This is a genomic window from Hymenobacter siberiensis (assembly GCF_018967845.1).
GTDB classification, from domain to species: Bacteria; Bacteroidota; Bacteroidia; order Cytophagales; family Hymenobacteraceae; genus Hymenobacter; species Hymenobacter siberiensis.
The window spans coordinates 3,142,221-3,165,589 of the sequence record NZ_JAHLZZ010000001.1; the positions used below are offsets into that span (position 1 = coordinate 3,142,221).

The 23,369-nt window shown below is 58.6% G+C and carries 20 protein-coding genes, 1 tRNA gene and 2 pseudogenes; 2 read left to right on the forward strand and 21 right to left on the reverse strand.

Annotated features, from left to right (window positions below; all coding sequences use genetic code 11):
• Positions 1 to 256: 256 nt before the first annotated feature.
• Both KQ661_RS22895 and KQ661_RS13670 read right to left on the reverse strand, forming a co-directional pair.
• Positions 257 to 427, reverse strand: a pseudogene (locus KQ661_RS22895) (histone H1); the annotation flags it as partial.
• Between the two features lie 252 nt (positions 428 to 679).
• Entirely contained in the window at positions 680 to 1,927 is a 1,248-nt protein-coding gene (locus KQ661_RS13670; protein WP_216726223.1) for an aminotransferase class I/II-fold pyridoxal phosphate-dependent enzyme, read from the reverse strand.
• Positions 1,928 to 2,273: 346 nt separating this feature from the next.
• On the opposite strand from KQ661_RS13670, the gene accC reads away from it, so the two are divergent.
• On the forward strand, positions 2,274 to 3,785 hold the full coding sequence (accC, locus tag KQ661_RS13675; RefSeq protein WP_216726224.1) for an acetyl-CoA carboxylase biotin carboxylase subunit: 1,512 nt from the start codon (positions 2,274 to 2,276) through the stop codon (positions 3,783 to 3,785).
• 214 nt (positions 3,786 to 3,999) lie between these two features.
• Here the strand turns inward: accC and KQ661_RS13680 are convergent, their stop codons facing one another.
• The 13 genes from KQ661_RS13680 to KQ661_RS13740 form a co-directional block, all read right to left on the reverse strand.
• Positions 4,000 to 4,227: a hypothetical protein gene (locus tag KQ661_RS13680; RefSeq protein ID WP_216688861.1), complete on the reverse strand. Its 228-nt coding sequence runs from the start codon at positions 4,225 to 4,227 to the stop codon at positions 4,000 to 4,002.
• Positions 4,228 to 4,260: 33 nt separating this feature from the next.
• Positions 4,261 to 4,713 (reverse strand): RES family NAD+ phosphorylase, encoded by a 453-nt coding sequence (locus KQ661_RS13685; protein ID WP_216688862.1) that lies wholly within the window; start codon positions 4,711 to 4,713, stop codon positions 4,261 to 4,263.
• Positions 4,714 to 4,765: 52 nt separating this feature from the next.
• Positions 4,766 to 5,209 (reverse strand): type II RES/Xre toxin-antitoxin system antitoxin, encoded by a 444-nt coding sequence (parS, locus tag KQ661_RS13690; protein WP_216688863.1) that lies wholly within the window; start codon positions 5,207 to 5,209, stop codon positions 4,766 to 4,768.
• Between the two features lie 250 nt (positions 5,210 to 5,459).
• Positions 5,460 to 7,454 carry a YCF48-related protein gene (locus tag KQ661_RS13695; protein ID WP_216727281.1) on the reverse strand — a complete coding sequence of 665 codons (1,995 nt, stop codon included), beginning with the start codon at positions 7,452 to 7,454 and terminating at the stop codon, positions 5,460 to 5,462.
• A complete protein-coding gene (locus tag KQ661_RS13700) occupies positions 7,399 to 7,857 on the reverse strand; it encodes a WD40/YVTN/BNR-like repeat-containing protein (protein WP_216727282.1) in 459 nt (152 codons plus the stop codon). Before KQ661_RS13700 ends, KQ661_RS13695 begins: the two co-directional genes overlap by 56 nt.
• 59 nt (positions 7,858 to 7,916) lie before the next feature.
• Positions 7,917 to 8,636 carry a bacillithiol biosynthesis deacetylase BshB1 gene (gene bshB1, locus KQ661_RS13705; protein ID WP_216688865.1) on the reverse strand — a complete coding sequence of 240 codons (720 nt, stop codon included), beginning with the start codon at positions 8,634 to 8,636 and terminating at the stop codon, positions 7,917 to 7,919.
• A 134-nt stretch (positions 8,637 to 8,770) separates the two neighbouring features.
• On the reverse strand, positions 8,771 to 9,892 hold the full coding sequence (locus KQ661_RS22900; RefSeq protein ID WP_317196113.1) for a M23 family metallopeptidase: 1,122 nt from the start codon (positions 9,890 to 9,892) through the stop codon (positions 8,771 to 8,773).
• 159 nt (positions 9,893 to 10,051) lie between these two features.
• Positions 10,052 to 10,987, reverse strand: a complete 936-nt coding sequence (gene trxB, locus KQ661_RS13715; RefSeq protein ID WP_216727283.1) for a thioredoxin-disulfide reductase — start codon at positions 10,985 to 10,987, stop codon at positions 10,052 to 10,054.
• 145 nt (positions 10,988 to 11,132) lie between these two features.
• Positions 11,133 to 11,996 (reverse strand): sigma-70 family RNA polymerase sigma factor, encoded by an 864-nt coding sequence (locus KQ661_RS13720; RefSeq protein ID WP_216688867.1) that lies wholly within the window; start codon positions 11,994 to 11,996, stop codon positions 11,133 to 11,135.
• Between the two features lie 122 nt (positions 11,997 to 12,118).
• Positions 12,119 to 14,290 (reverse strand): polyribonucleotide nucleotidyltransferase, encoded by a 2,172-nt coding sequence (gene pnp / locus KQ661_RS13725; protein ID WP_216688868.1) that lies wholly within the window; start codon positions 14,288 to 14,290, stop codon positions 12,119 to 12,121.
• Between the two features lie 200 nt (positions 14,291 to 14,490).
• Positions 14,491 to 14,766, reverse strand: coding sequence for a 30S ribosomal protein S15 (gene rpsO / locus KQ661_RS13730; RefSeq protein ID WP_208172960.1), 276 nt, complete (start codon positions 14,764 to 14,766; stop codon positions 14,491 to 14,493).
• A gap of 139 nt (positions 14,767 to 14,905) precedes the next feature.
• On the reverse strand, positions 14,906 to 16,384 hold the full coding sequence (locus KQ661_RS13735; RefSeq protein ID WP_235726978.1) for an LptF/LptG family permease: 1,479 nt from the start codon (positions 16,382 to 16,384) through the stop codon (positions 14,906 to 14,908).
• Between the two features lie 73 nt (positions 16,385 to 16,457).
• Positions 16,458 to 16,865 carry an START-like domain-containing protein gene (locus tag KQ661_RS13740; RefSeq protein ID WP_235726979.1) on the reverse strand — a complete coding sequence of 136 codons (408 nt, stop codon included), beginning with the start codon at positions 16,863 to 16,865 and terminating at the stop codon, positions 16,458 to 16,460.
• Between the two features lie 138 nt (positions 16,866 to 17,003).
• Here KQ661_RS13740 and KQ661_RS13745 point away from each other — a divergent pair.
• Positions 17,004 to 17,077: transfer RNA gene (locus KQ661_RS13745), tRNA-Met, on the forward strand.
• A gap of 186 nt (positions 17,078 to 17,263) precedes the next feature.
• On the opposite strand, the gene rplT is transcribed toward KQ661_RS13745, so the two are convergent.
• From rplT to KQ661_RS13775, 6 genes and pseudogenes are all read right to left on the reverse strand, one after another.
• Positions 17,264 to 17,608, reverse strand: a complete 345-nt coding sequence (gene rplT / locus KQ661_RS13750) for a 50S ribosomal protein L20 (protein WP_168672944.1) — start codon at positions 17,606 to 17,608, stop codon at positions 17,264 to 17,266.
• Positions 17,609 to 17,757: 149 nt separating this feature from the next.
• Positions 17,758 to 17,952, reverse strand: a complete 195-nt coding sequence (gene rpmI / locus KQ661_RS13755; protein ID WP_046242504.1) for a 50S ribosomal protein L35 — start codon at positions 17,950 to 17,952, stop codon at positions 17,758 to 17,760.
• Positions 17,953 to 18,165: 213 nt separating this feature from the next.
• Positions 18,166 to 18,723, reverse strand: a pseudogene (gene infC, locus KQ661_RS13760) (translation initiation factor IF-3); the annotation flags it as partial.
• A 279-nt stretch (positions 18,724 to 19,002) separates the two neighbouring features.
• Complete coding sequence (thrS, locus tag KQ661_RS13765) at positions 19,003 to 20,937, reverse strand: threonine--tRNA ligase (protein ID WP_216688871.1); 1,935 nt, start codon at positions 20,935 to 20,937, stop codon at positions 19,003 to 19,005.
• A gap of 132 nt (positions 20,938 to 21,069) precedes the next feature.
• Positions 21,070 to 22,242: a tetratricopeptide repeat protein gene (locus KQ661_RS13770; RefSeq protein WP_216727284.1), complete on the reverse strand. Its 1,173-nt coding sequence runs from the start codon at positions 22,240 to 22,242 to the stop codon at positions 21,070 to 21,072.
• 25 nt (positions 22,243 to 22,267) lie between these two features.
• Positions 22,268 to 23,266 carry a tetratricopeptide repeat protein gene (locus tag KQ661_RS13775; RefSeq protein WP_216727285.1) on the reverse strand — a complete coding sequence of 333 codons (999 nt, stop codon included), beginning with the start codon at positions 23,264 to 23,266 and terminating at the stop codon, positions 22,268 to 22,270.
• Positions 23,267 to 23,369: the final 103 nt, after the last annotated feature.

Below are 23,369 nucleotides of genomic sequence, written 5' to 3' on the forward strand. Positions count from 1 at the left end.
AGGATAGGATTACTGTTGCAAGCAAGAATCTTCGGCTACGCCCGGCATGCCGGATGCCCAGCTACCAACAAAAAAGGCCCCACCAAGCGGAGGGGCCTTTTTTTCGTCCACAGAATCCGCGAAATCCGAAGAATCCGCACGAACCCGTGGTTCAGAATTACTTCTTAGCGGGGGCTTTCTTAGCCGGAGCAGCCTTGGCGGGGGCGGCCTTCTTGGCAGCCGGAGCCTTGGCAGCGGGAGCAGCCGCAGCCGCACCGGTGTTTTTGGTGTTCTGCACTTCGGTGCGGAATGCCTGAGCCATCGTTTTCAGCTCCTGCATGCCTTTGCGTACGCGGGTACCGGCAGCGGCGTTCTGCTTGTCGTAGAATTTCGAGAAATCGTCTTCGAGCGACATCACGAGGTCCTTCAGTTTGCCAAAATTGTTCATTGGAAGTTGGGGTTGGGGTGAAAAATAAGTTTGTGGTGGTGTTAAGCCGGCCCTAATATACAGGGATTTCAAATGCAAGCAAGTTTTTCACTTTTTTTTTAAAACGCCCTTCCCGGCTTTCAAAGGCAGATTTCGCCAAAAAAAAGGCCGTTTGCGCAATCTGCGCAAACGGCCTTGTCATTAGAATAGTCCAAAAATAAGAACGCGGGCTACCTCTACAGGCAGCCCGCGTGGGTAGTTGGCAGTGCCGTTTTAAACTGCCTCCGGAATCGCAGTAGTACGGCTGTAGAGGCCCTTTTTGAGCTTATCGGCCACGGCGGTAAAGGCCACAATCGTTTCCTCCACATCCGCAAGCGTATGAGCGGCCGTGGGGATGATGCGCAGCATAATCACGCCCTTCGGCACCACCGGATACACCACTATAGAGCAGAAAATACCGTGATTCTCACGCAAATCCAGCGTTACCTGCGTTGCATCGGCCACGGTGCCCTCCAACAGCACGGGCGTTACCGGCGAGGTGGTCGTGCCCAGATTGAAGCCTTTTTCGCGCAAGCCGCTCTGCATGGCGCGCACAATGGTCCAGAGGTTTTCCTTGAGCTGCGGCTGGGTGCGCAGCAACTCCAACCGCTTTAGCGCACCCGCTACGAGGGGCATGGGGAGCGATTTGGCGAAAATTTGGCTGCGCATGTTGTAACGCAAATAGTCAATTACGCTTTCCGGCCCGGCCACGAACGCGCCGATGCTGGCCATGCTCTTAGCAAAGGTCGAAAAATAAAGGTCGATATCGTCCTGTACGCCCTGTTCTTCGCCCGTTCCGGCCCCTTTGGCGCCCATCGTGCCAAAGCCATGAGCATCGTCAACAAAGAGGCGGAAGTCGAATTTTTCCTTCAGTGCCACCACGCCGCGCAGGTCGCCCTGGTTGCCCGACATGCCGAATACGCCCTCGGTGATAACGAGAATGCCACCGCCGGTTTCATCGGTCAGGCGCTTGGCGCGCTCCAGCTGCTTTTCCAGGCTGGCCATGTTGTTGTGGTTGTACACAAAGCGCTTGCCGGCGTGGAGGCGCACCCCGTCGATGATGCAGGCATGCGACTCGGCGTCGTACACAATCACGTCGTGGCGATTCACCAGCGCATCGATGATGGACACAACGCCCTGATAGCCGAAGTTGAGCAGCGTGGCGGTGGGCTTCATCACTATCTCGGCCAGCTCGTCTTCCAGCTGCTCGTGCAGCGTGGAGTTGCCGCTCATCATGCGCGCGCCCATGGGCAGGGCCATGCCGTAGTCGGCGGCCGCGTCGGCATCGGCCTTGCGCACCTCGGGGTGGTTGGCCAGCCCGAGGTAATTGTTCAGACTCCAGGTCAGCACTTCTTTGCCCCGGAAAATCATGCGAGGCTTAATTTCACCTTCCAGCTTGGGGAAAGCAAAGTAGCCGTGCGCATAGCTTGAATGCGAACCCAGAGGCCCACGGTTGGCCGAAACCCGGTCAAAAATATCCACTGAAAAAATGGTAATAGGGTGAGAAAAGGCGGGGGAACTGCCGCTTTGGGAATTACTATTGTTTTTACAACCCAAAACGAGGCTAACCACAAAGGTAACCACCGCTTCGCGGATGTATATAATTTGGGCTTAATAACCGCGTAATGGCCCGAGGGTTTGCCGGCGGGGCGTGGTTTCGCAGTTTCTTTGTGGGCGCTTTGCCTCGATTGCCCCTGTGGCCCGTCGTGCAGCGCCCCACGAAGCAGCTTCACGGCTTCGTTACCACCATTGAATTGCCAATGCGGCCGCGTTGCGCTAGCCGCGCTCAGCATAACTCTACTGATTGAATTGCTCCCCTCCCACCCACATGAAAAAAATCACCAAGCTGCTCGTCGCCAACCGGGGCGAAATTGCCCTCCGCGTCCTCCGTTCCGCCAAGGAAATGGGCATTGCCACCGTGGCCATCTACTCGGAGGCCGACCGCAATGCCCTGCATGTGCGCTACGCCGATGAGGCCGTATGCGTAGGCCCGCCCGCCTCGAAAGACAGCTACCTGCGCGGCGATAAAATCATTGAAGTCTGCAAGGAATTAGGGGTTGATGCCATTCACCCCGGCTACGGTTTCCTCTCCGAGAATGCCGGCTTTGCCCGCATGGTGCGCGCGGCAGGCTTGATTTTCGTGGGCCCCAGCCCCGAGGCCATGGAAATGATGGGCGACAAGCTCTCGGCCAAGCAAGCCGTGAAAGCCTACAACATCCCGCTGGTGCCCGGCACCGACGAAGCCATTTCGGACGTAGCCGCCGCCAAGGAGATTGCGAAGGAAGTCGGCTTTCCCATCCTAATCAAGGCCTCGGCCGGCGGCGGTGGCAAGGGCATGCGCATCGTGAACGGGGCCGATGAGTTCGAGGAGCAAATGCAGCTGGCCGTCAACGAGGCCGTGTCGGCCTTCGGCGACGGCGCGGTATTCATCGAGAAATTCGTGACCGGCCCCCGCCACATCGAAATTCAGGTTTTGGGGGATGAGCACGGCAACATCGTGCACCTATTCGAGCGCGAGTGCAGCATCCAGCGCCGCCACCAGAAGGTAATTGAGGAAGCGCCCTCGTCGGTGCTCACGCCCGAGCTGCGCGCCGAAATGGGCCGCTGCGCCGTGGACGTGGCCCGCGCCTGCAACTACGCGGGCGCCGGCACCGTGGAATTCCTGCTCGATGACCAGCGCAACTTCTACTTCCTGGAGATGAACACGCGCCTGCAGGTAGAGCACCCCGTGACCGAGCAAATCACCGGCCTCGACCTGGTGAAAGAGCAGATAAAAGTAGCCCAGGGCGAGCCCCTCGCCTTCTCGCAGGACGACCTCACCATTACCGGCCACGCCATGGAGCTGCGCGTGTACGCCGAAGACCCGCAAAACAACTTCCTGCCCGACATCGGAACCCTAACCACCTACGTGCGCCCCCAGGGCCCCGGCGTGCGCGTCGACGATGGCTTCGAGCAGGGCATGGAAATCCCAATTTACTACGACCCGATGATTGCCAAGCTGGTTACCTTCGGGGCCGACCGCGCCGAGGCCATCGCCCGCATGCTGCGTGCCATTGAGGAGTATAAAATCACCGGCATCGAAACTACGCTGCCCTTCGGAGCCTACGTAATGCGCCACCCCGCCTTCGTGAGCGGCGACTTCGATACCAACTTCATCAAGGACCATTTCTCCCCCGCCGACCTCGCCCCCATCACGCCGGATGAAGCCACGGCCAAAGTAGCCGCCGCCCTGGGTGCGATGCTGCTCAGTGATAAGAAACCTAAAACAACTGCCGCAACTGGTGAAACTGGTGGCGCGGAGGTTTCGGGCTGGCGGCGGAACCGGTTGGGGGTGCGGTAACGCCCTCAATTTTAAAAGAAAAGGGAAACATGGCTGACGCCGGGCTTCCCTTTTTTATTGCGCCTACAGCTTCGTTAAGCCGGAGTTGTTTAGAAAGTCACAAAAGGTACTCAACCGGTCATGCAGAGCGCAGCGCAGCATCTTGCTCGCATCGTTGAACGGGCCTGACGATGCGAGCAAGATGCTGCGCGCTGCATGACCGTTCGGGGACTTTCTAAACAGCTTCGCTGTCACCACCGATAGTATCCCAAAAGTATTTGCACGCTTCAGATTCGCTAGTAAAGATTTTCAAATTAGATTTCTGGCCCCTTTCGCTATAGTAAACCTCCCATCCACGAGTTGTTTTGCCAATAGTGTAGGTTTCGTTAGGTAAGCCACCATTTAGGTACCAGCCGCGAAACCTTCCTGCTATCAGTGCTTCTTCTAACGTTTTTAAATCCATTTATCGATAAGACAGTTGAAGTAGTCGGGTTCTTTACGCCTCTTTAATCCGAGGGTCAAACTCAAAGTCCTCCCAGCCCACGATATTCACCTGCCCAAAATCCGGGTGCTGGGTATTGAGCACGTAGTTGTGCTCGTGAGCGATGATGGAGGACGGCACCCGCAGCACGGCCGCCTTCTGGCGCTGGTACCAGGCTGCTCCCAAGGGCTGGCAGCGGGCGTAATGGCGCGGCAGCTGCCACTCGGTCGGCATCTGGTCCAGCGTCAGTTCTTCGACGGCTAACGTATCCGGCACCTCAATGCGGATGACTTTGAAGAGGCTGTTGAGGCCCTCGCCGCTGCGGTGCACCACGTTTTCGAGGCAGGCCAGGGCGCGGCTGCCGGCGGCGTAGATGACCAGCTGGCCGCGCAGGTTCCAGCGGCCGGGGTTGCCGGAAGCGACGAGCTCGCCGGCGTATTTGGCCAGGCAGATGCGGTAGATTTCCACTGGGAGAAGTTAATCGAACGTCGTGCTTCGCGGGGCGCAGCATAACGTTCTGTTAGGCAAAATCCCCATAGGCGATGCGGGCGACTTCGGCGGCCACTAGGTCGATACCGCCGCTCGTTTCGAGCAGGGCCAGCGGCGGCTGGTTGTCGAGGCCGTAGGCGGGCTTATCGAGCCAGCGGCGGAAGGCCGGCAGCGCACCAAAGGACTCTTCTCCCTGACGGGCCAGGGCCAGTAGTTTCAGGATTTGCTCGCTGGCGGCGGGGCCAAGGCGCTTTTTGCCCTCGCGGTAAGCGCGCAAGGTTTTGGTGGTGGTATGCAGGAGAGCAGCCAGCTCATCGGCGCTCAGCTTTAACAGCGAGGCCACGTCGAAAGCCGTTTTGGCCGGCACGCCGGTGCGGGCTTCCATCACGAGGGCGAAGGAATCGGCCACGGTGGCTTGCAGGCTCCGCAGGGCAGGCGAATAAATGGCGACGGGAGGAGTGGCAAAGGCAGCCATATGTATTGGGAATTAGTTCTTTCCTCAAATGTGGGAAATATTTCTTTATTAACGGGAAATATTTCCCATTAGTTTCCGACGGGGCAAGCCATTCTGCGCGAAAGCCCAGCTCAATATGCCCCAGTCATCAAGCGCTTGCCGATTTGATATCCATCCCGCTCTCACCTGCTATCAATGTGCCTGACAGACCTCGAAGTGCGCAACAGCCACTCATGCGCGCCCACCGCGCCGGCCGGGTTTTTCTGGTTAGTTACAGCTTCATGATGCGGCGGCGGTACACTTTTTCGCCCAGACTGACGCGCAGCACATAGATACCGCTATGCACAGCGCGCAGGTCCAACCCCGTGCCGGTGGCTTCGGCCACGCGGTTGCCTTGCAGCGAGAATAGCTCCAGGTGGGCAGTACCCTTGCCGCCCGGGGCCAGCACCCGCAGATAGCCGCTGGTGGGGTTGGGGTAGGCCGTCAGCTCGGGCTCGGGCAGAACGGGCGGTGCCGGGGTGGTAAAGCTCGATTCGGCGCTGTAATAGTAGGTGCCGTTGTGAAGGAACCGGATGCGCATACGGTAGGCTGTGGCGGGCAGCAGGCCGCTGGGCACGCGGGCGCGCAGCGAGTCGCTGCCGTACCACAGGGCGGGGTAGGCCAAGGCCACTTGGCTGTGGCCGGGTACATTGGCCGGGCCAAACTCGAAGCGGGCACTATCAACAATACAGTTAGTGCTTGTGAGCGTGCCCGCCAGCACGGCGCTGCTGTCGGTGAGGGCCACCGGCGGCAGGGCTTCGGCCCGAAACGGCAGCGGACTGACAGCCAGTGAGCGCCGCACCAGCATGCCGTTGCCCCCGCCCAGCACCAGCGACTGCCCACCGTGGGTGTACCCCATCGCCTGCGAGCCCAGGTTACGCTCCCAAATCCAGGTACGGCCGCCATCGGCAGTGCGGAAAATAGAACCGGCATCGTCCTGCACGCAGCCATTGTCGCGGTCGACGAAGTGTAGGCGCAGGGTGTGGCCGGTTGAATACCCTCGCGAGCGGTTGATTTCGAGGGGCGTCCAGGTAGCGCCGCCGTCCGTGGTCTTGTACACCACGGCGTATTCATCGAGCACATACCCAACCTGCTGGTCGAGGAATTGCACGTCGCTCGGAGTGCCATATTGGTTAAGCCGAACGGGCTGCCAGGTCAGGCCGCTATCGGAAGTTTTGAACAGGTCGCCGAAGGCGGTGGCAAAGCCGGTGGTGGCCGACACAAAGTTGAGCTTGCGAATGCCCTGCGTATAGGTTCCGTTGAGCAGCTGCCACGTCTGGCCGCCATCGGTAGTGCGGGCAATAACGTACCCATTGCCATCGAGCCCGCCCGCGTAGCCTACTTGGGCGTTCACCATGCTCAGGGTTGAGACGACAGTAGTGCCGTAGTAGCGGGCTGGAATTGTGATGGTGGTCCAGGTTTGGCCGCCATCAACTGAGCGGGCGATGTTGCCATTCACCGCCAGCAACGTATTGGCGTCGAGGCAGGCCAGTTGGGTTCCCGCCATTTGGGAGCGCAGCGCCCAGTTATCGCCACTATCGGTGGTGCGCAGCAGGCCGCTGGTGCTCAGGGCATAGCCCAATGCCCCATTGCCCGGAAACGCGACTGCCTGAATATTGCCCATAAGCGGGCCAAGCGGCTGCCAGGTCTGGCCGCCATCGGTGGTGCGCATGATGGGGCCTTTGTTGCCCCGGCCGGTCACATAGCCCGTACTGGCCGAGGTGAAGCGGACGCTGCTCCAGTAGTTGCCGTTGATGAAGCCGGAGTTTGCAGCCGGACCAATAGCAGTCCAGGTCAGCCCTGCATTGGTGGTGGAGTAGATGGTTCCGTAATCGCCCACCGCAAAGCCGACCGTGGCCGACAGAAAGTGCATGTCGGCAATATCCTGCATACTATTCGATACCAGCGTCCAGGTCAGGCCGCCATCGGCGGTTCGCAACAGGTCGCTGTGCTCACGGTGCGCAAACCCCACCCGCGACGAGATGAAGTGGAGCATGGTGATTTCGGAGGGGAAATAATTGACCTCCGACAGTTTGGTCCAGGTGGCGCCGCCGTTAATGGTTTTGTAAACTTTCCCACCCCACGAACCTAAAAACCCCACTTTCCCCGACACGAAAAAGCTGCTCAATACCGGGACGCCGCTGCTCGATTCCTGCCAATGGCGGCCACCATCAACGGAGCGGCGCACGAGGCCGTTGTTCGTCAGCTCCACCACCGTATTCAGCACTGATGGCGTGAAGCCGGGTGTAATAGTTCTGTAACAAGGGCTGGCTATAGCCGCCATACTGCGGGGCCGTTTGGGGCGCGCCAGACACCCGCGCCCAGCTAGTGCCGCCGTCGGTGCTGCGCCACAGCACGCCGGGATGCGTGAGCAAATAGCCGATTCCATCCGGCGAAAAGTCCAGGTCAGCGGCATCGGGGTAGCGCTTCACTTCCTGCCAGGTGGCCCCGGCATCATCGGTGCGCAGCAGCGAACCAATTCCCTGGAGCACGAAGCCCCGGTTGGCGCTCACAAAGCGCACCACTTTTCCCGGATAGGTATTGGGCTTAGGGTTAAGCCATTGCCACTGGGCCGCAGCAGGCTGGAGGAATAAAAGCCAAAGAAAACCGGCGAGTAGAATTGTTTTCATGGTGGGAATTCAACCTCAAATGTCCTTTCCACCATCATCCCCGGCCCATTGCGCCGCTGCTACAGCAAATCCCCTATCTCGCGCACGCCCACCGGCCGCGCTACCGTGAAGCCTTCGCCGAACTCGACGCCAATGATATGGCCAAATTCCCGCGCCCGCGCCTCCATAAACCGGCCAAAGGCCTGGCTGGAAAGGTAAGTTTGCGGGGCATCTAAATCCGGGTTGAAAAACTGGGTTTTGAAGGCTTGAATGGCCTCCCACTTCTTCTCCCAATAGGGCGTGATATCGACCACGAATGCGGGCGTCAGCTGACGGTCCTGGATGTAGTGATACACGTTTTTAGGCCGCCAGGCTTCCTGCGGCTGGCCATCATCACCGATGGTTTCAATCATGCGTAAACCGGCCAGAAAGCAGGCCTCCACGGCTAGTTGCGCAGCGCGACCGTGGTCGGGATGCCGGTCAACAATGGCATTACAGAGCACTACCTCAGGCTGGTAGCGCCGGATGACGGCGATAAGCGGCAGCTGGTGCTCCCGGTCGTTGCGAAAGAAGCCATCGGCCATGCCCAGGTTTTCGCGGATGTCAATGCCCAGAATTTTATTGGAAGCAGCGGCTTCAGCCGCCCGAATGGCGGGCGTGCCGCGCGTGCCCAGCTCGCCCCGCGTGAAGTCGACAATGCCCACTTTCTTGCCGGCCGCCATGCTGGCCAGCAGCGTGCCAGTGCAGGACATTTCCACATCATCGGGATGCGCGCCGAGGGCTAAGACATCTAGTTTCATTACTGATTTACGCTAATTAAATTGATGCCGCTGATTACAGCATACGAATTGAAACGACCTCCTTCTATCCCCACAATTAGCTGCATCGCCAAAAGAAATCAGCAAAGTCACAGTTAGCCCACAAAACCCGCTATCTACTTGACCCGCAGCTTTTTGCCGAGCTGCAACGTTTTCAATCCCGGGTTCAGCTTTTTCAGGGTACTGACACGTACTCCGTACCGCTCAGCCACTTCCGACAGGGTATCGCCGGAGCGCACTTTGTGCGTAACCACCTGCCGGGCGCGCGAGGGCGCACTGCTGTGGCTTCCGCTGCTGCGATGCCCCACGGCCCGGCTGTAGTAGTTAAACAGGGCTGCGGTAATTGTAAAATTGTCCTTCCGTAGCTTGTAGCCGGGAAAGTCATACATCAGCACCGGGTTGATGGGGTTGCCTTGGTAGCGCACCTCAAAGTGCAGGTGCGAGCCCGTGCTGCGCCCTGTGCTGCCGCCGTAGCCAATAAGCTGGCCGGCTTTCACAAAGGTGCCCACCGTTACCAGCGCCTTGCTCAGGTGCCCGTACACGGTTTCGAGGCCGTTGTAGTGACGCACCAGAATGTAGTTGCCGTAGCCGCCGCCGTCCCAGGCCTGAATACGAACCACACCGTCGAACACCGTTTTCACCGAGTCGCCGGTTTCCAGGTCCAGGTCCATGCCGTAGTGCCAGCGGTAGCCCCGGAAGGCAAAGCCCGAGGTAATGGGCGTAGACAAAAGCGGCATTTTAGCGTAGCGCTGGCGGTTGGGGTCGGTGAGGTGCAGCCTCAGCGAGTCGCGGTAGCTGCGGCCGTCCACGCGGTACGGGTTCACGCGGTGCGTGTCCCAGATAGAATAGTAGCCGGCCACCTTCACCCACGACGAATCAATGAGCACTTCATCCGACATCTCCACGATTTCCTGGCCGCCTTCGTTCAGCGTCGTGGTGTCTTCGCTCACAATGCTGAGCTTTTTGGCCGGGTTGAAATAAATGGATTTCGCGGCGTCCGAATTATCGTCGGGGATTTCCTCAGTTTCAATAACCGTAGTAGTATCCGGCCGCACATAGCGCATGCGGGGCGTTTTGATGCGGAAAAAGTCTGATTTGCCAGTTGTACTGCCGGCTTTGGCCTTGGTGCGCGGAGCCTTGCGCTTCTGCGCCTGGGCCGGGCTCAGCCCCGCCAGCAGGCAAAGGAGCGCCAGCAGGAGCAGCGCCGGGCGCCAAAAAGTTGTTTTCAGGAAAGTCAAAAGCAGGTTTTTTTGCTTGATTACTGAACGTCATGCTCAATATTCTGCACATAAAAGCAGAGAGGAAGCACCTCTACCGCACAAGTAATTCAATCAACAGAATTTACTACTGCGGTAAAGATGCCTCACTGCATCCATCACGACGCCCAAAGAACGAATTTAGTGTATGCCCATGGCGGCCAGGTAGCGCTCGGCATCCAGTGCGGCCATGCAGCCGGTACCGGCGGCCGTCACGGCCTGGCGATAGGTGAAGTCCTGCACATCGCCGCAGGCAAAGATGCCATCCACGTTGGTTTTGCTGGTGCCGGGAATGGTTTTCAGGTAGCCCTGCTCATCGTGGTGCAGGTAGGGCTGGAAAATGGTGGAATTCGGATCGTGGCCAATGGCTATGAAGAAGCCCGTGAGCGCAATTTCGCGGGTTTCGTGGGTCAGCACGTTTTTCACGCGTACCCCTTCTACCGCGTGCTCGCCCAGAATCTCATCCGTCACGGTATCGAACAGCACCTCAATCTTGGGGTTGTCGAGCACGCGCTGCTGCATGATTTTTGAGGCTTTCATCTCGCTCTTGCGCACAATCATGGTCACCTTGCTGCACAGGTTGGCCAAGTAAGTTGCCTCCTCCGCCGCTGTGTCGCCCGCGCCTACAATGGCCACTTCCTGCCCGCGATAAAAGAACCCATCGCACACGGCGCAGGCCGAAACACCCGAGCCATTCAGCCGCGCTTCCGACGGGATGCCCAGCCACTTGGCCGAAGCGCCCGTGGCAATAATCACGGTATCGGCAGTCAACTCCAGGCTTTCGTCAATCGTAATTTTGCGTGGCGTCACCGAGAAGTCCACCGCCGTGGCAATGCCGTAGCGGATATCAGTTCCAAAGCGCGAGGCCTGCTTTTTCAGGTCCTCCATCATTTCCGGACCCATCACGCCATCGGCGTAGCCAGGAAAGTTCTCCACGTCATTCGTGATGGTGAGTTGCCCCCCCGGCTGTAAACCCATATACATAACGGGGGCCATATTGGCACGGGCGGCATAGATGGCGGCGGTGTAGCCGGCTGGGCCGGAGCCGATAATCAGGCATTTGATGTGTTCAGACATTGCATTGTGCGGTAAGTGTTGGCTTGCCGTCTGTGAATGTGATTTTCAAAATAGAATTCTTACAGCAAGCCAAAGCGTGCCGCGCATGTTTTACAAAAAACCCCAACCTGACGGTCGGGGTTTTCCATTCTGCAAAACTAATTGATTAGCCCAGATAAGGCTTCAGCGCCTTCGAGCGCGACGTGTGCCGCAACCGACGAATCGCCTTCTCCTTAATCTGACGCACCCGCTCGCGGGTCAGGTTAAATTTCTCGCCGATTTCTTCCAATGTCAAAGCGGCTTCGCCGTTCAAACCGAAGTAGAGCGTAATCACGTCCGCTTCGCGCTTGGTGAGCGTGCTCAGGGCGCGCTGCACCTCCTTGCGGAGCGAGTCGTTCATCAGGGCCATGTCTGGCGAATCCTCGTCCTCGTTTTCGAGCACGTCGAGCAGGCGGTTTTCCTCACCTTGCACAAACGGAGCATCCACCGATACGTGGCGGCCCGAGATTTTCAGGGTATCCACTACTTCCGAAGTAGTCAGCTCCAAAACCTCGGCAATTTCCTCGGGCGAAGGCTCACGCTCGAATTTCTGCTCCAGCTCCGAGAAGGATTTACTGATTTTATTCAGCGAACCCACCCGGTTCAAGGGCAGACGCACGATGCGGCTCTGCTCAGCCAGGGCCTGCAGAATCGACTGGCGAATCCACCAAACGGCGTACGAGATAAATTTAAAGCCCCGGGTTTCGTCAAAGCGCTTGGCGGCTTTGATGAGACCGAGGTTGCCCTCGTTGATGAGGTCACCTAGGCTAAGACCTTGATTCTGATACTGTTTTGCAACCGACACAACAAAACGCAGATTGGCTTTAGTCAATTTTTCCAGTGCTTGCTGGTCCCCGTCGCGGATGCGCTGCGCAAGCGTCACCTCCTCATCGGGCGTGAGCAAATCAACCTTGCCAATCTCCTGGAGGTATTTATCCAGCGACTGGCTTTCGCGGTTGGTAATCTGCTTACTAATTTTTAGCTGTCTCATTGGGGACTAGGTAAGAACGATATCTGATGGGGTTATACGAAAGAAAAAGCCGTTCGGACAGTCCCCTAAGTCAGAGGTAGCCAACAGGCTTCCTCCGACATTAGTTCGGACTATCCGCCTGACTACGCTTGAGCTTCGCCGTTGCTGGCGGCGGCCGTTTCCGGCTTGGGCAGCAACACCTTGCGCGACAAGCGGTACTTGCCAGTTTTCTTATCGATTTCCACCAGTTTCACGTCAATATCCTGCCCCACTTCCAACAAGCCTTCCAGCGTCTGAATCCGCTCGTGCGTCACTTCCGAGATGTGCAGCAGGCCGTCTTTGCCAGGCATAATCTCCACGAAAGCGCCGTAGGGCTGAATGCTGCGCACTTTGCCTTTGTACACCTCGCCCACTTCGGGCTGCGCCGCGATAGCGCGAATCCGGTCGATGGCGCCCTGCATATCCTCCTGGTTGGAGGCATAGATGCTTACGTGGCCCTTCTCGTCCTTCTCCTCGATGATAACCGTAGCGTTGGTATCCTTCTGAATCTGCTGAATTACCTTGCCGCCCGGCCCAATGATGGCACCGATGAATTCTTTGTCAATCAGCATCTTGTGCGAGCGCGGCGTATGAGCCTTCAACTCAGCGGCCGGAGCAGCAATGGTCTTGGCCATTTCGGCCAGGATGTGCAGGCGGCCGGCGCGGGCCTGGTGCAGCGCGGCAGTCAGAATCTCATTGCTCAGGCCCTGGATTTTGATGTCCATCTGGCAGGCGCAAATGCCTTTCTCGGTGCCGGTTACTTTGAAGTCCATGTCGCCGAGGTGGTCCTCGTCGCCAAGAATGTCACTCAACACCGCGTATTCGCCGGTTTCCTTATCCTGCACGAGGCCCATGGCGATGCCCGACACGGCACCCGTGATTTTCACGCCCGCGTCCATCAGCGCCAGCGAGCCGGCGCATACCGTGGCCATCGAGCTGGAACCGTTCGACTCCAGGATGTCCGACACGATGCGGATGGTGTAGGGGTTTTCGTCTTCGGGGGGCAGCACCTGCTTCAGCGAGCGCAGAGCCAGGTTGCCGTGGCCGATTTCGCGGCGACCAGCGCCACGGTTCGGCTTCACTTCGCCGGTCGAGAAACCGGGGAAGTTGTAGTGCAGCATAAACTTCGAGTAGCCCTTGGCCAGCGGCTGGTCGATGATTTGCTCATCGAGTTTGGTGCCGAGCGTGGCAGTGGTCAGGCTTTGCGTCTCGCCACGGGTGAAAATAGCCGAGCCGTGAGCACCGGGCAGGTAGTTGATTTCCGACCAGATAGGACGAATTTCGGTGAGCTGACGGCCATCGAGACGAACCCGCTCCTTCACCATCATGTCCCGGATAGCCTTCTTCTCGGCCGAACCATAATAGCGGCTGAACATCTTCATGTTCAGCTCGGCATCTACGGCCAGCAAGTGCTCCAGCACAGCCTTTTTCACCTTGCCAAAGCCTTCCTTGCGGCCGCCTTTGCTGGTGTTGCCGCTGCGAGCCACGTCGTAAGCGCCTTGGTATACGGCGTCCAGAATGGTCTTTTTCAGCTCCTCGTTCTCCTCGTACTTGGGGTACTCGCGGGTGGGCGAATCGGCGGTGCGGCCCACGGCCTCGGCCAAGTCCTTCTGCAGCTGGCACTGGGCCTTGATGGCTTCGTGGCCGAAGGCAATGGCCGCCACCATTTCCTCTTCGCTCACTTCCTTCATGGCACCTTCCACCATGGCCACGGAGTCGGCGGTGGCACCTACCATGAGGTCCATGTCGGCGCGGGCCAGGTCGGAGGTTTTGGGGTTAATCTGGAACTGACCGTCGATGCGCGCCACGCGCACTTCGGAAATCGGACCAGCAAACGGAATGTCGGAAATCGACAGCGCAGCCGAGGCGGCCAGGGCGGCCAAAGCATCAGGCTGAACTTCTTTATCGGCCGAGATGAGGGTAATCATCACCTGCACCTCGTAGTGGTAGTCTTTGGGGAACATCGGCCGCAGGATGCGGTCGACGAGGCGGCACACCAGGATTTCGTAGTCACTCAGGCGGCCTTCGCGGCGCTGGAACGAACCTGGAATCTTGCCGGCCGAGCCGAATTTCTCCTGATAATCAACCGACAGCGGCAGAAAATCAACGCCTTCGCGCTGGCTCGGGGCCGAAACCACCGTGGCGAGCAGCATGGTATCGCCGAGGCGAACCACGACGGCACCGTCGGCGAATTTGGCCAGCTTGCCGGTTTCGATGGAGATAACGCGGCCGTCGGGCAGCGCCAGGGTTTTGGTAATGGCGTGGGGATGGGACATCAGCGGGATTTGCTTGGAAAAGCGACAGCGGGCGAGCAGCCAAAAACGAGTACCGCGCACGGCCCTCGTTACTCAGGGTAAACACAACAGTATGCCGATGGTAAAACAGCTTTTCGGGGTGGCCTCGGCACCAAACCAACCCGAACAAAAAAAGAGTAGGGAACCTTCGTTGGAAGGCTCCCTACTCTCAGATTCCGAAATTACTTACGGATGCCCAGCTCCTTGATGATGGCGCGGTAGCGGTTGATTTCGCGGTGCTGCAGGTAGTCCAGCATGCTGCGACGCTTACCTACCAGCTTCAGAAGGCCCAGGCGGGTGCTGTGGTCCTTCTTGTTCACCTTCAGGTGCTCGGTGAGGTGAGTGATGCGGTGGGTGAAGAGCGCAATTTGCGACTCGGCCGAACCGGTATCGGTTTTCACTTTCTGCAGGCTGTTCTTTTCGAAAATGGCCTGTTTTGCTTCGGTATTTAAAATCATCGGCTGATAGGTCTTACCCCGTCTTAGATTTTAGGATGAAAAAAGAAATTTGACTACCCCACACATTGGGGTGCCGCAAAGGTACGAAATTTAAAAACAGGATGAAAGCGAGCCGGCGGAATTTGTAGCATAAGCTTGCTTATGCTACAAATTCTTCCTCGGGCTCCGTGATTTTGCGCAGGGCCGGGATGCCTAGGCGCCGCGGCAGCCGCCGCCAGAAGTCCATCTCCAGCAAGCCGGAGTCGTTGTAGGCCTGGTAGAGGAAGAACAGGCCAGCCGGCAGCAGCACCAAGTTCGACATCCACATGCCCACTCCTACCGGCATCACGAACTCGCGGCCGTACTTCTCGCCCATGATGCTGAGCACGTAGTACACGATGAAGAAGAGAATGGAAATGAGAATGGGCACGCCCAAGCCACCTTTCTTGATGATGGAACCCAGCGGCGCCCCAATCAGAAACATGAGCAGTACGGCCACCGACTGCGAGTATTTCCGGTAAACCTCAATCCGGAACAAGGCTGAGTTGCGGGCGTAGTCATTGAGCCGTTCGGAAGTAGAATTGGCGAATGCCTGAAGGTTGCGGGCGCGGTTGCCTGCCTGCTGGAGAATGGAGACGGTAACCGGGGCCAGCTTCGTAGCGGGTACCTGGAGGTTTGCCACCTTCTGGTTGGCCCGCCGTCCGGTGGTATCAAATCGTGCGAAGGTGTAGTACGCATTCATCTGCTGGGGAAGCTGACGCTGCTCAGCATGCATTTTCTTCTGCACCGAATCGGTGGCGGAACGGAGCTGCGTAATATTGAGCATCATTCGGTTTTCCTTGAACAGGTCTTCCTTGGTGCGGCCCAGGCTGAACGAAGCCAGCGAAAAAGTGATGACGTTGTGGTCGAATCCCTGGCGCACGAAGCTAGCCCCGGCGCGGTCGCGGGAATCGGGCTGCTCAATATAGTTGTGGCCGTGAAATAGCTCCAGGTTCAGATAACCGCCGTTGAGCGTGGTGAACATACGGCCGGAATCGGCCAGCATCACCGTGGCGTTGCCCGACTTCTGGGTGTGGTCGTAAATCATGACGCCGTGCAGCCGGTCGCCGTTTTCGCCGGTTTTCTTATCCACCTTGATGGTGTAGCCGGGAATGCCGCTGTAGAACACGCCTTCGCGGATGTCCAGAGCCAGCTTTTGCTGGCGCACGTCCCACAGCAGGCTGTAGGCTTTGAGATTGGCCTTGGGCACAATGGTTTCGTTGAACCAGAACGCGCCGATGGCCAGCCCCGTCGTGAGCAGCAGCACCGGCCGCAGAATGCGCGTGAGCGCAATACCCGACGCCTTGATGGCCGTGAGCTCGTGGTGCTCGCCCAGGTTACCGTAAGTCATCAATGAGGACAGCAGCACGGCCAGCGGCAGCGACACGGGCACGATAAGCACGCTGAAATAGAAGAGCAGCTGCAACAGCACCCCCGTACCCAAATCCTTGCCGATGATATCGTCCAGATACTTGAGCAGGGTGTGCGTGAGCAGAATAAACTGCACCACCGCGAAGGTGAGCAGAAACGGGCCGGCAAAGGCCTTCAGAATAAGCTTATCGAGCTTTTTGAGCATGGTGAGCGACGCTTGAGGGCGCAAAAGGTGCGCCAGCGCAGAAACGAAAGTTCAGAGAAAAAAGTACCGCAGTACCGTTGTGAAAGGATTGGGCCGCTTAGCCGCCCACCTGCTCCCGCAGCTTGGCCACGAGGCCTTCCCACATCTCATGCTGCTCGGCGGCATCGTGGCCGGCGGAGTAGTCAACTACCCGCAGGTACACTTCGTCGGTCACCTGCGACGAATCGAGGGTAAACTCCAGGGAATTGGCATCGAGCACCGACTGGCGGTGGTCATCGAGAAATACGAAGCGCACTGCCTTATTCAAGCGCTGGCCTGATATTTCGGCGTAATGATTGTCATTATCCCAGATAAAATTGAGGCGCTGGCCCTCCACGTAGCGCACATCGTCGCAAAACCACTGCGAAAGGCCCGAGGCAGTAGCCAGGTAGGGAAAAAGAATTTTGGGTGATGCGTTGATGGGAAATTCTACCACAAAACGCGTTTTGGTTTGAGTATCAGGCAATGCCATAGGACTAGGACGAAGGAAGCTGAGCGCCGCAATGATAAAACGAGCGGAACACAGAAGAAATACAGTTTTATTTGGCCCAGCACCTTGCTTTGGGGCCTTTTGTAACGTTACCTTTGCACCCACAAAAAACCCGGCGGGGTAGCTCAGCTGGTTAGAGCACAGGATTCATAACCCTGAGGTCGGCGGTTCGAGCCCGCCTCCCGCTACGTCGAAAACCGTTTCAGTCTAGTACTGGAGCGGTTTTTTGTTTCCAGTACTTTTAGTCAGTGACTTACCTGACCAGATACGGAGCGGAAACAACCCGACAAGCTGGCCAGACCAACAAGGGATAAAACAAGAAAACGCTGAACCCAAGGGCCAGCGTTTTCTTGGTGGATAGCGCGCAGGGGCAGTTATTTTGCCTTCTCCACGATGCCTTTGAAGGCTTCGGGGTGGTTGAGGGCCAAATCAGCCAGCACTTTGCGGTTGAGCTCGATGCCAGCCTTTTTCAGGCCGCCCATCAGCTGCGAGTACGACAGACCGTGCTCACGAGCACCGGCGTTGATACGCTGAATCCACAAAGCACGAAATTCGCGCTTCTTTACTTTACGGTCGCGGTAAGCGTAGAGAAGGCCTTTTTCAACGGCGTTCTTGGCTACGGTCCACACGTTTTTGCGACGGCCATAATAGCCTTTCGCCAAACGCATAATTTTCTTGCGGCGGTGGCGCGAGGCCACATGGTTGACACTTCTTGGCATAACCTAGAGAGTTTTTGGCAGCCGGCGACGGATGAAGGTCTTAAGGCCGGAAGCCTGGTTTATGGTAATTGAGTAAATGAATAAGTGCGTAAAGTTTGTTGGGTAAGCGAGTCATAAATTACTCATTTACCCAATTACTCATTTACTACCTAGATATTCAGCATCTGGCGCACGCGGTTCATGTCGGCGCTGCTCACGAGGCCGGTGTGGGTCAGGCCGCGCTTCTGCTTGGTCGTCTTCTTCGTGAGGATGTGTGATTTGAAGGCGTGCTTCCGCTTCACCTTGCCCGTTCCGGTGAGCGCAAAGCGCTTCTTGGCACCGGATTTCGTCTTTACTTTCGGCATTGTAGTAAGTATTGGAGGGTTGGTTGTTGATTGTTGATTGCTGACTGACCAGTGGTCGGGAAGCCATCTTCAACCGGGTAAAATCTATTCGGCGGCGTCGGCAGCGGGTGCTGGTGCCGTTTCGGAGGGCTTTTCGATGACCTCTGCCTTGGGCTCGGCGGGCTTCGGGGCTTTGGGCTTGGCATCGGAAGCAGCAGCGGGCTTGGCGGCGGGCTTCACTACGGCAGCCGCTTTCGGGGCCAGGTAGAGGAACATGCGCTTGCCTTCAAGCTTGGGCAGCTGCTCCACTTTGGCGAGGTCCTCGAGGGCCTGGGCAAACTTGAGCAACAGGATTTCGCCCCGCTCCTTGAACACGATGCTACGACCAACGAAGTGCACGTAGCTCTTGATTTTCGCGCCTTCGCGCAGAAAGTCCTGAGCATGCTTTACCTTAAAGGCGAAGTCGTGCTCGTCGGTGTTGGGACCGAAGCGGATTTCCTTGAGCACGACCTTGGTCTGCTTGGCTTTCAGCTCGCGGGTCTTCTTCTTCTGCTCGTACTTAAATTTCGAGTAGTCGATGACGCGGCAGACGGGCGGGGTGGCGGTAGGCGAAATCTCAACGAGGTCGAGATTCTGCTCCTGCGCCATTTTCCGGGCTTGGTCTGTTGGATAAACACCCTGTTCGACGTTGTCGCCGACGAGTCGTACCTCGCGGGCCAGGATTTTCTGATTGATTTTGAACGGCTCTTCCACCTGCTGGCGGGGCACGTACCGACGATTCGGAGCTGCTATGGTTTGGTCCTCCTGCTAAAAAAGTGGCGGGGAATGAGAGTCTGCGTGGTTTAGGCCGGGTAAGACCTGGGTATCAAGGGGCAAATATCGTCATTTTTAATGGAAAGGCAAGGGGATTGCCTAATCAATTTGACAGCCTGCGTAATTAAAGAACGTCATGCAAAGCGGAGCGAAGCATCTTTACCGCAATACGTAATCCTGGTTAAAAGAAATGGTATTGCGGTAAAGATGCTTCGCTCCGCTCTGCATGACGTTCCACCTATCCAGATTATAGCCTGATTAGTAGGCTTCTACAATCTGACTTTGCACGCTTTTCACGAAATCCTCAATCGGCATCGAGCCGAGGTCACCTTCGCCATGCTTGCGCACACTGATGATGTTGTCCTGGGCTTCCTTCTCCCCTACCACTAGCAGATAAGGCAGCTTGCTCATCTCGGCATCGCGGATTTTGCGGCCGATGCGCTCGTCGCGGGCATCCACGGTGCCGCGCAGGTCGCGCTGCTCCAGTTGGGCTTTCACCTCGTTGGCGTAGTCGATGTACTTGTCCGAGATGGGCAGCACGATGAACTGCTCGGGGGTGAGCCAAAGCGGGAAGTTGCCGGCGCAGTGCTCGATGAGCACGGCCACGAAACGCTCCAGCGAGCCGAAGGGCGCGCGGTGCAGCATCACGGGACGCTGCTTGGTGTTGTCGGAGGCCACGTATTCGAGGTCGAAGCGCTCGGGCAGGTTGTAATCGACCTGAATGGTGCCAAGCTGCCAGCGGCGGCCGAGGGCGTCGCGCACCATGAAGTCGAGCTTGGGACCGTAGAAGGCGGCTTCGCCCAATTCGGTGGTGGTGGAAAGGCCTTTTTCGGCGGCAGCCTCAATGATGGCGCTTTCGGCCAGAACCCAGTTTTCATCGGTGCCGATGTACTTGGTTTTGTTCTCGGGGTCGCGCAGGCTGATTTGGGCCGTATAGTCTTCAAAACCGAGGTTTTTGAAGACATAGAGCACCAGGTCAATCACCTTTTTGAACTCCTCCTTCACCTGGTCGGGGCGGCAGAAGATGTGGGCGTCGTCCTGCGTGAAACCGCGCACGCGGGTGAGGCCGTGCAGCTCGCCCGACTGCTCGTAGCGGTACACGGTGCCGAATTCGGCGTAGCGCACGGGTAGGTCGCGGTAGCTGCGGGGCTCGGTTTTATATATTTCGCAGTGGTGGGGGCAGTTCATCGGCTTGAGGAAGAATTCCTCGCCGGGGTTGGGCGTTTTGATGGGCTGGAACGAGTCGGCACCGTATTTCTCGTAGTGGCCGCTGGTAACGTACAGCTCCTTGGAGCCGATGTGGGGCGTGACGACGGGCTGGTAGCCGGCCTTCACCTGGGCTTTGCGCAGGAACTGTTCGAGGCGCTCGCGCAGGGCGGTGCCTTTGGGCAGCCACAGGGGCAGCCCCGCTCCTACTTTCTCGGAGAAAGCAAACAGCTTCAGCTCTTTGCCCAGCTTGCGATGGTCGCGCCGCTTGGCTTCCTCGAGACGTTCGAGGTACTCGGTGAGGTCCTTGGCCTTGGGGAAAGTGATACCGTAGAGGCGCGTGAGCTGCTTGTTCTTCTCGTCGCCGCGCCAGTAGGCACCGGCTACGTTCATGAGCTTGGCCGCCTTGATGGTGCTGGTGTCGGGGATGTGCGGGCCGCGACAGAGGTCGGTGAAGCCGCCCTGCGTGTAGAAGGTAATTTGACCGTCTTCGAGGCCGTCAATCAGCTCCAGCTTGTAGGGGTCCTGCTTGTCGGTGAAGTAGGCAATGGCATCGGCTTTGGAAACGTCCCTGCGCTCGTAGCGGCTTTTCGTTTTGGCCAGCTCGAGCATCTTCTTCTCGATTTCGGGGAAGTCTTCGCTGCTGATGCTGCGGCCGTCGCCGAGGTCGACATCGTAGTAAAAGCCGTTTTCGATGGCCGGGCCGATGGCCAGCTTCACGCCGGGGTACAGCGCTTCGAGGGCCTCGGCCATGAGGTGGGCCGAGGAGTGCCAGTAGGTGGATTTGCCGGCGGTGTCGTTCCAGGTGAGGATGCTAACCTGCGCATTGTCAGGCAGGGGGCGGTGGAGGTCGCGCACGTCACCGTTGACGGTGACGGCGAGGGCATTGCGGGCAAGGCCTTCGGAGATGCTGGCGGCGACGTCGTAGCCGGTAGCGCCGTCGGGCAGCTGGCGCTGGGAGCCGTCGGGGAGGGTGATGTTGAGCATGAGAATGGGGTAAAAGCGGCCGGGAGGGCCAAGCAAGGCGCAAGTTAGCACTTGTGCCGGGAGGGGCGGTATTTTTTTCGGACAAGCGGCGGCTGGGAAATTCCAACGCTTGCCTCTAATCAGTATTCTGGGCTATTGATTCCCCGTTGCTGAATTCAGCGGAGAAACCGGCGCGACGGGCTCGATGCGGGGCCGAGCCATGGGGCGGCGGTAAAAGTAGCGCGGCGCGGTGCGCAGGCTATCGGGCAAAGTGGCCTGCACCATGCCATTCGTCTTCCACACTTTAAACGTCCAGTGCGGGTTGCCGGGATTTTCGGCCACGAGCAGGCGGTACTGGACCAGGGCCTCGGAGAGGCGGCCCTGCGTTTCGAGGGCTTCAGCAAGCAGCGAGCGGGCTTCGGGCAGGCGCGGGTTGCGGCGCAAGGCACGGGTAAGGTGCTTGATGACGGTAACGGGCTGGCGGGCTTTAACGGCGGCCAGGCCCAGACGATAATCGGCCCGGTACACGCTGGTATCGAGGGTCAGGGCGCGGCGATAGTACCACAGGGCACTATCCGGACGGCCTTGCAGCTCCAGCTGACGGCCGTAGTCGTAGCGCAACAAACCGGAAGCGGTATCGAGCTTCATCCCGAGGGCGGCGTAGCGGGCCGCATCGGCGGGTATGCGCCAGGCATTAAGCAGAAAGGCCAGCTGGTGCAGGATTTCGGGCTCGCGGGAGTCGCGGGCCAGGGCATCCTGCAGGTACTGCACGGCGGTGCTGGTATCGGCGGTGGCGGCGTAGGCGAGGCCTTTGTAGAAGAGCGCGGCGGGCTGGTCGGGGTCGAGGCGCAGGGTGCGGTCGAGGTTGTCGAGGGCGGCGGGGTAGTTGCGGGCGGCGAGGTGGGTTTCGCCCACGAATAGCGGTAGTTCGGGACCCGAAAAGCCAAGGTCGGCAGCCTGGCGGGCGGCGGCCAGGGCGGCGGGCAGCTGCCCCAGCGCACGGTAGGCTTTGGCCTGAATGAAGTAGAGGTTGCTGTCGGAATCGTCTATTTCCAGAGCGGCGGCTACGTCGGTGAGGGCGGCGGTGGGCTGGCCGGCAGCCAGGCGCAGGGTGGCGCGGCGGGCCAGCAGGGCCGTATTGCGGGGCTCGCGAGCGATGGCCCCGTTGAGCTCATCGGCCTGCACGCGGGGGCCGCTCTGCACTGTTTTCAGGTTCACCAGGGTGTCGGGCTGCTCGGAGGGCGCGGACTGGCAGGCAGCCACGGCCAGGGAGCCCACCAGCGGTAGCCAACGCGAAGAAAACCGTATCGAAACCGAAAAGCGCATGGTCATGTAAATGCAAAGCTAGTTGCTACTGCTTGCGGCTGAGGGTATCGCGGCGCGCCCGGCTGGAATCAGCGGGAGCCAGAATAGCGGGTTTAGGTTTTTTGCCTTCGCGCGCACGGCGTTTCTGGCGGCGCGCATCGGCACGCACCAGCGGGGGCAGCATTTTGCGGCACAGGCGGCTTACCACCAAGTCTTCGCTGGTGAAGGTGGGCAGGCGCTCGGCCTTGCGCAGCAAGGCAATTGCGCGGCGGCGGCGGCCCTGGTAGACGTACATTCGGGCCAAATCGTAGCAAAATTGCAGGTTTTGGGGAGCCAGCTCGCGGGCTTTTTCCAAGTCGGCCATGGCTTCTTTGCTGTCGCCGCCGGGCGGCACCCCACCGAGCACGATTTTACTGTACAGGCGTTCTATTATGTTGTAGTGCGCCACGCGGTACTGCCAGCGGCCGCGCAGCTGCCAGGCTTCGGGCAGGTCGGGCCGGCGCTCGGTGGCCAGATATACGTGCGAGCGCAGGTCGCTAAAGGCTCTCAATCGAGCACCGGCGCGGTACAGCGTGGCTTGGTTGAATAGCGCCAACGCCACGGCGTAGTTGCTCTCGCCGCCTTCGGGCCGGAGCAGCAGGGCGCGGTCGGCGTACTGTCGGCCGAGGTTGAAATAAGCCGATTTGCGGGTTTCATCGGAGTAACGGGCACCGATTTCTACGCTCAGCACGGCGGCCTGCCACAGGGCCAGGTAGTGGGTAGGTACCCCTTTCAGAATTTCCTGGTACACGGCCAGGGCTTCGGAATCCTTGAAGCTATTGGCGAGCGCAGCGGCCTGGAATAGCTTGACGCGCACAGCCGGCGGGTCGGCGGGTGGGGCAGTTACCAGCACGGGGAGGACAATGGGTTTAGTGGGGAGCGGCCGAATTTGGCCAGCCGCCGGCAGCAACGCCAGGATGCAGAACAGCAAGGCGCGACCCAACCCGCCATACCCCCACCGGGCTACCAATAGCAAGCACGACCACCACCGAAACAACACAAGCATAAACGCAAATAAATAGCGCAAAAGGATTGCTGAGCACCAGAATCAGTCGCTTAAAATTCAACGGCCAGCCGCCCGGCATCACTTCACTACCCGGCGGCTGGTT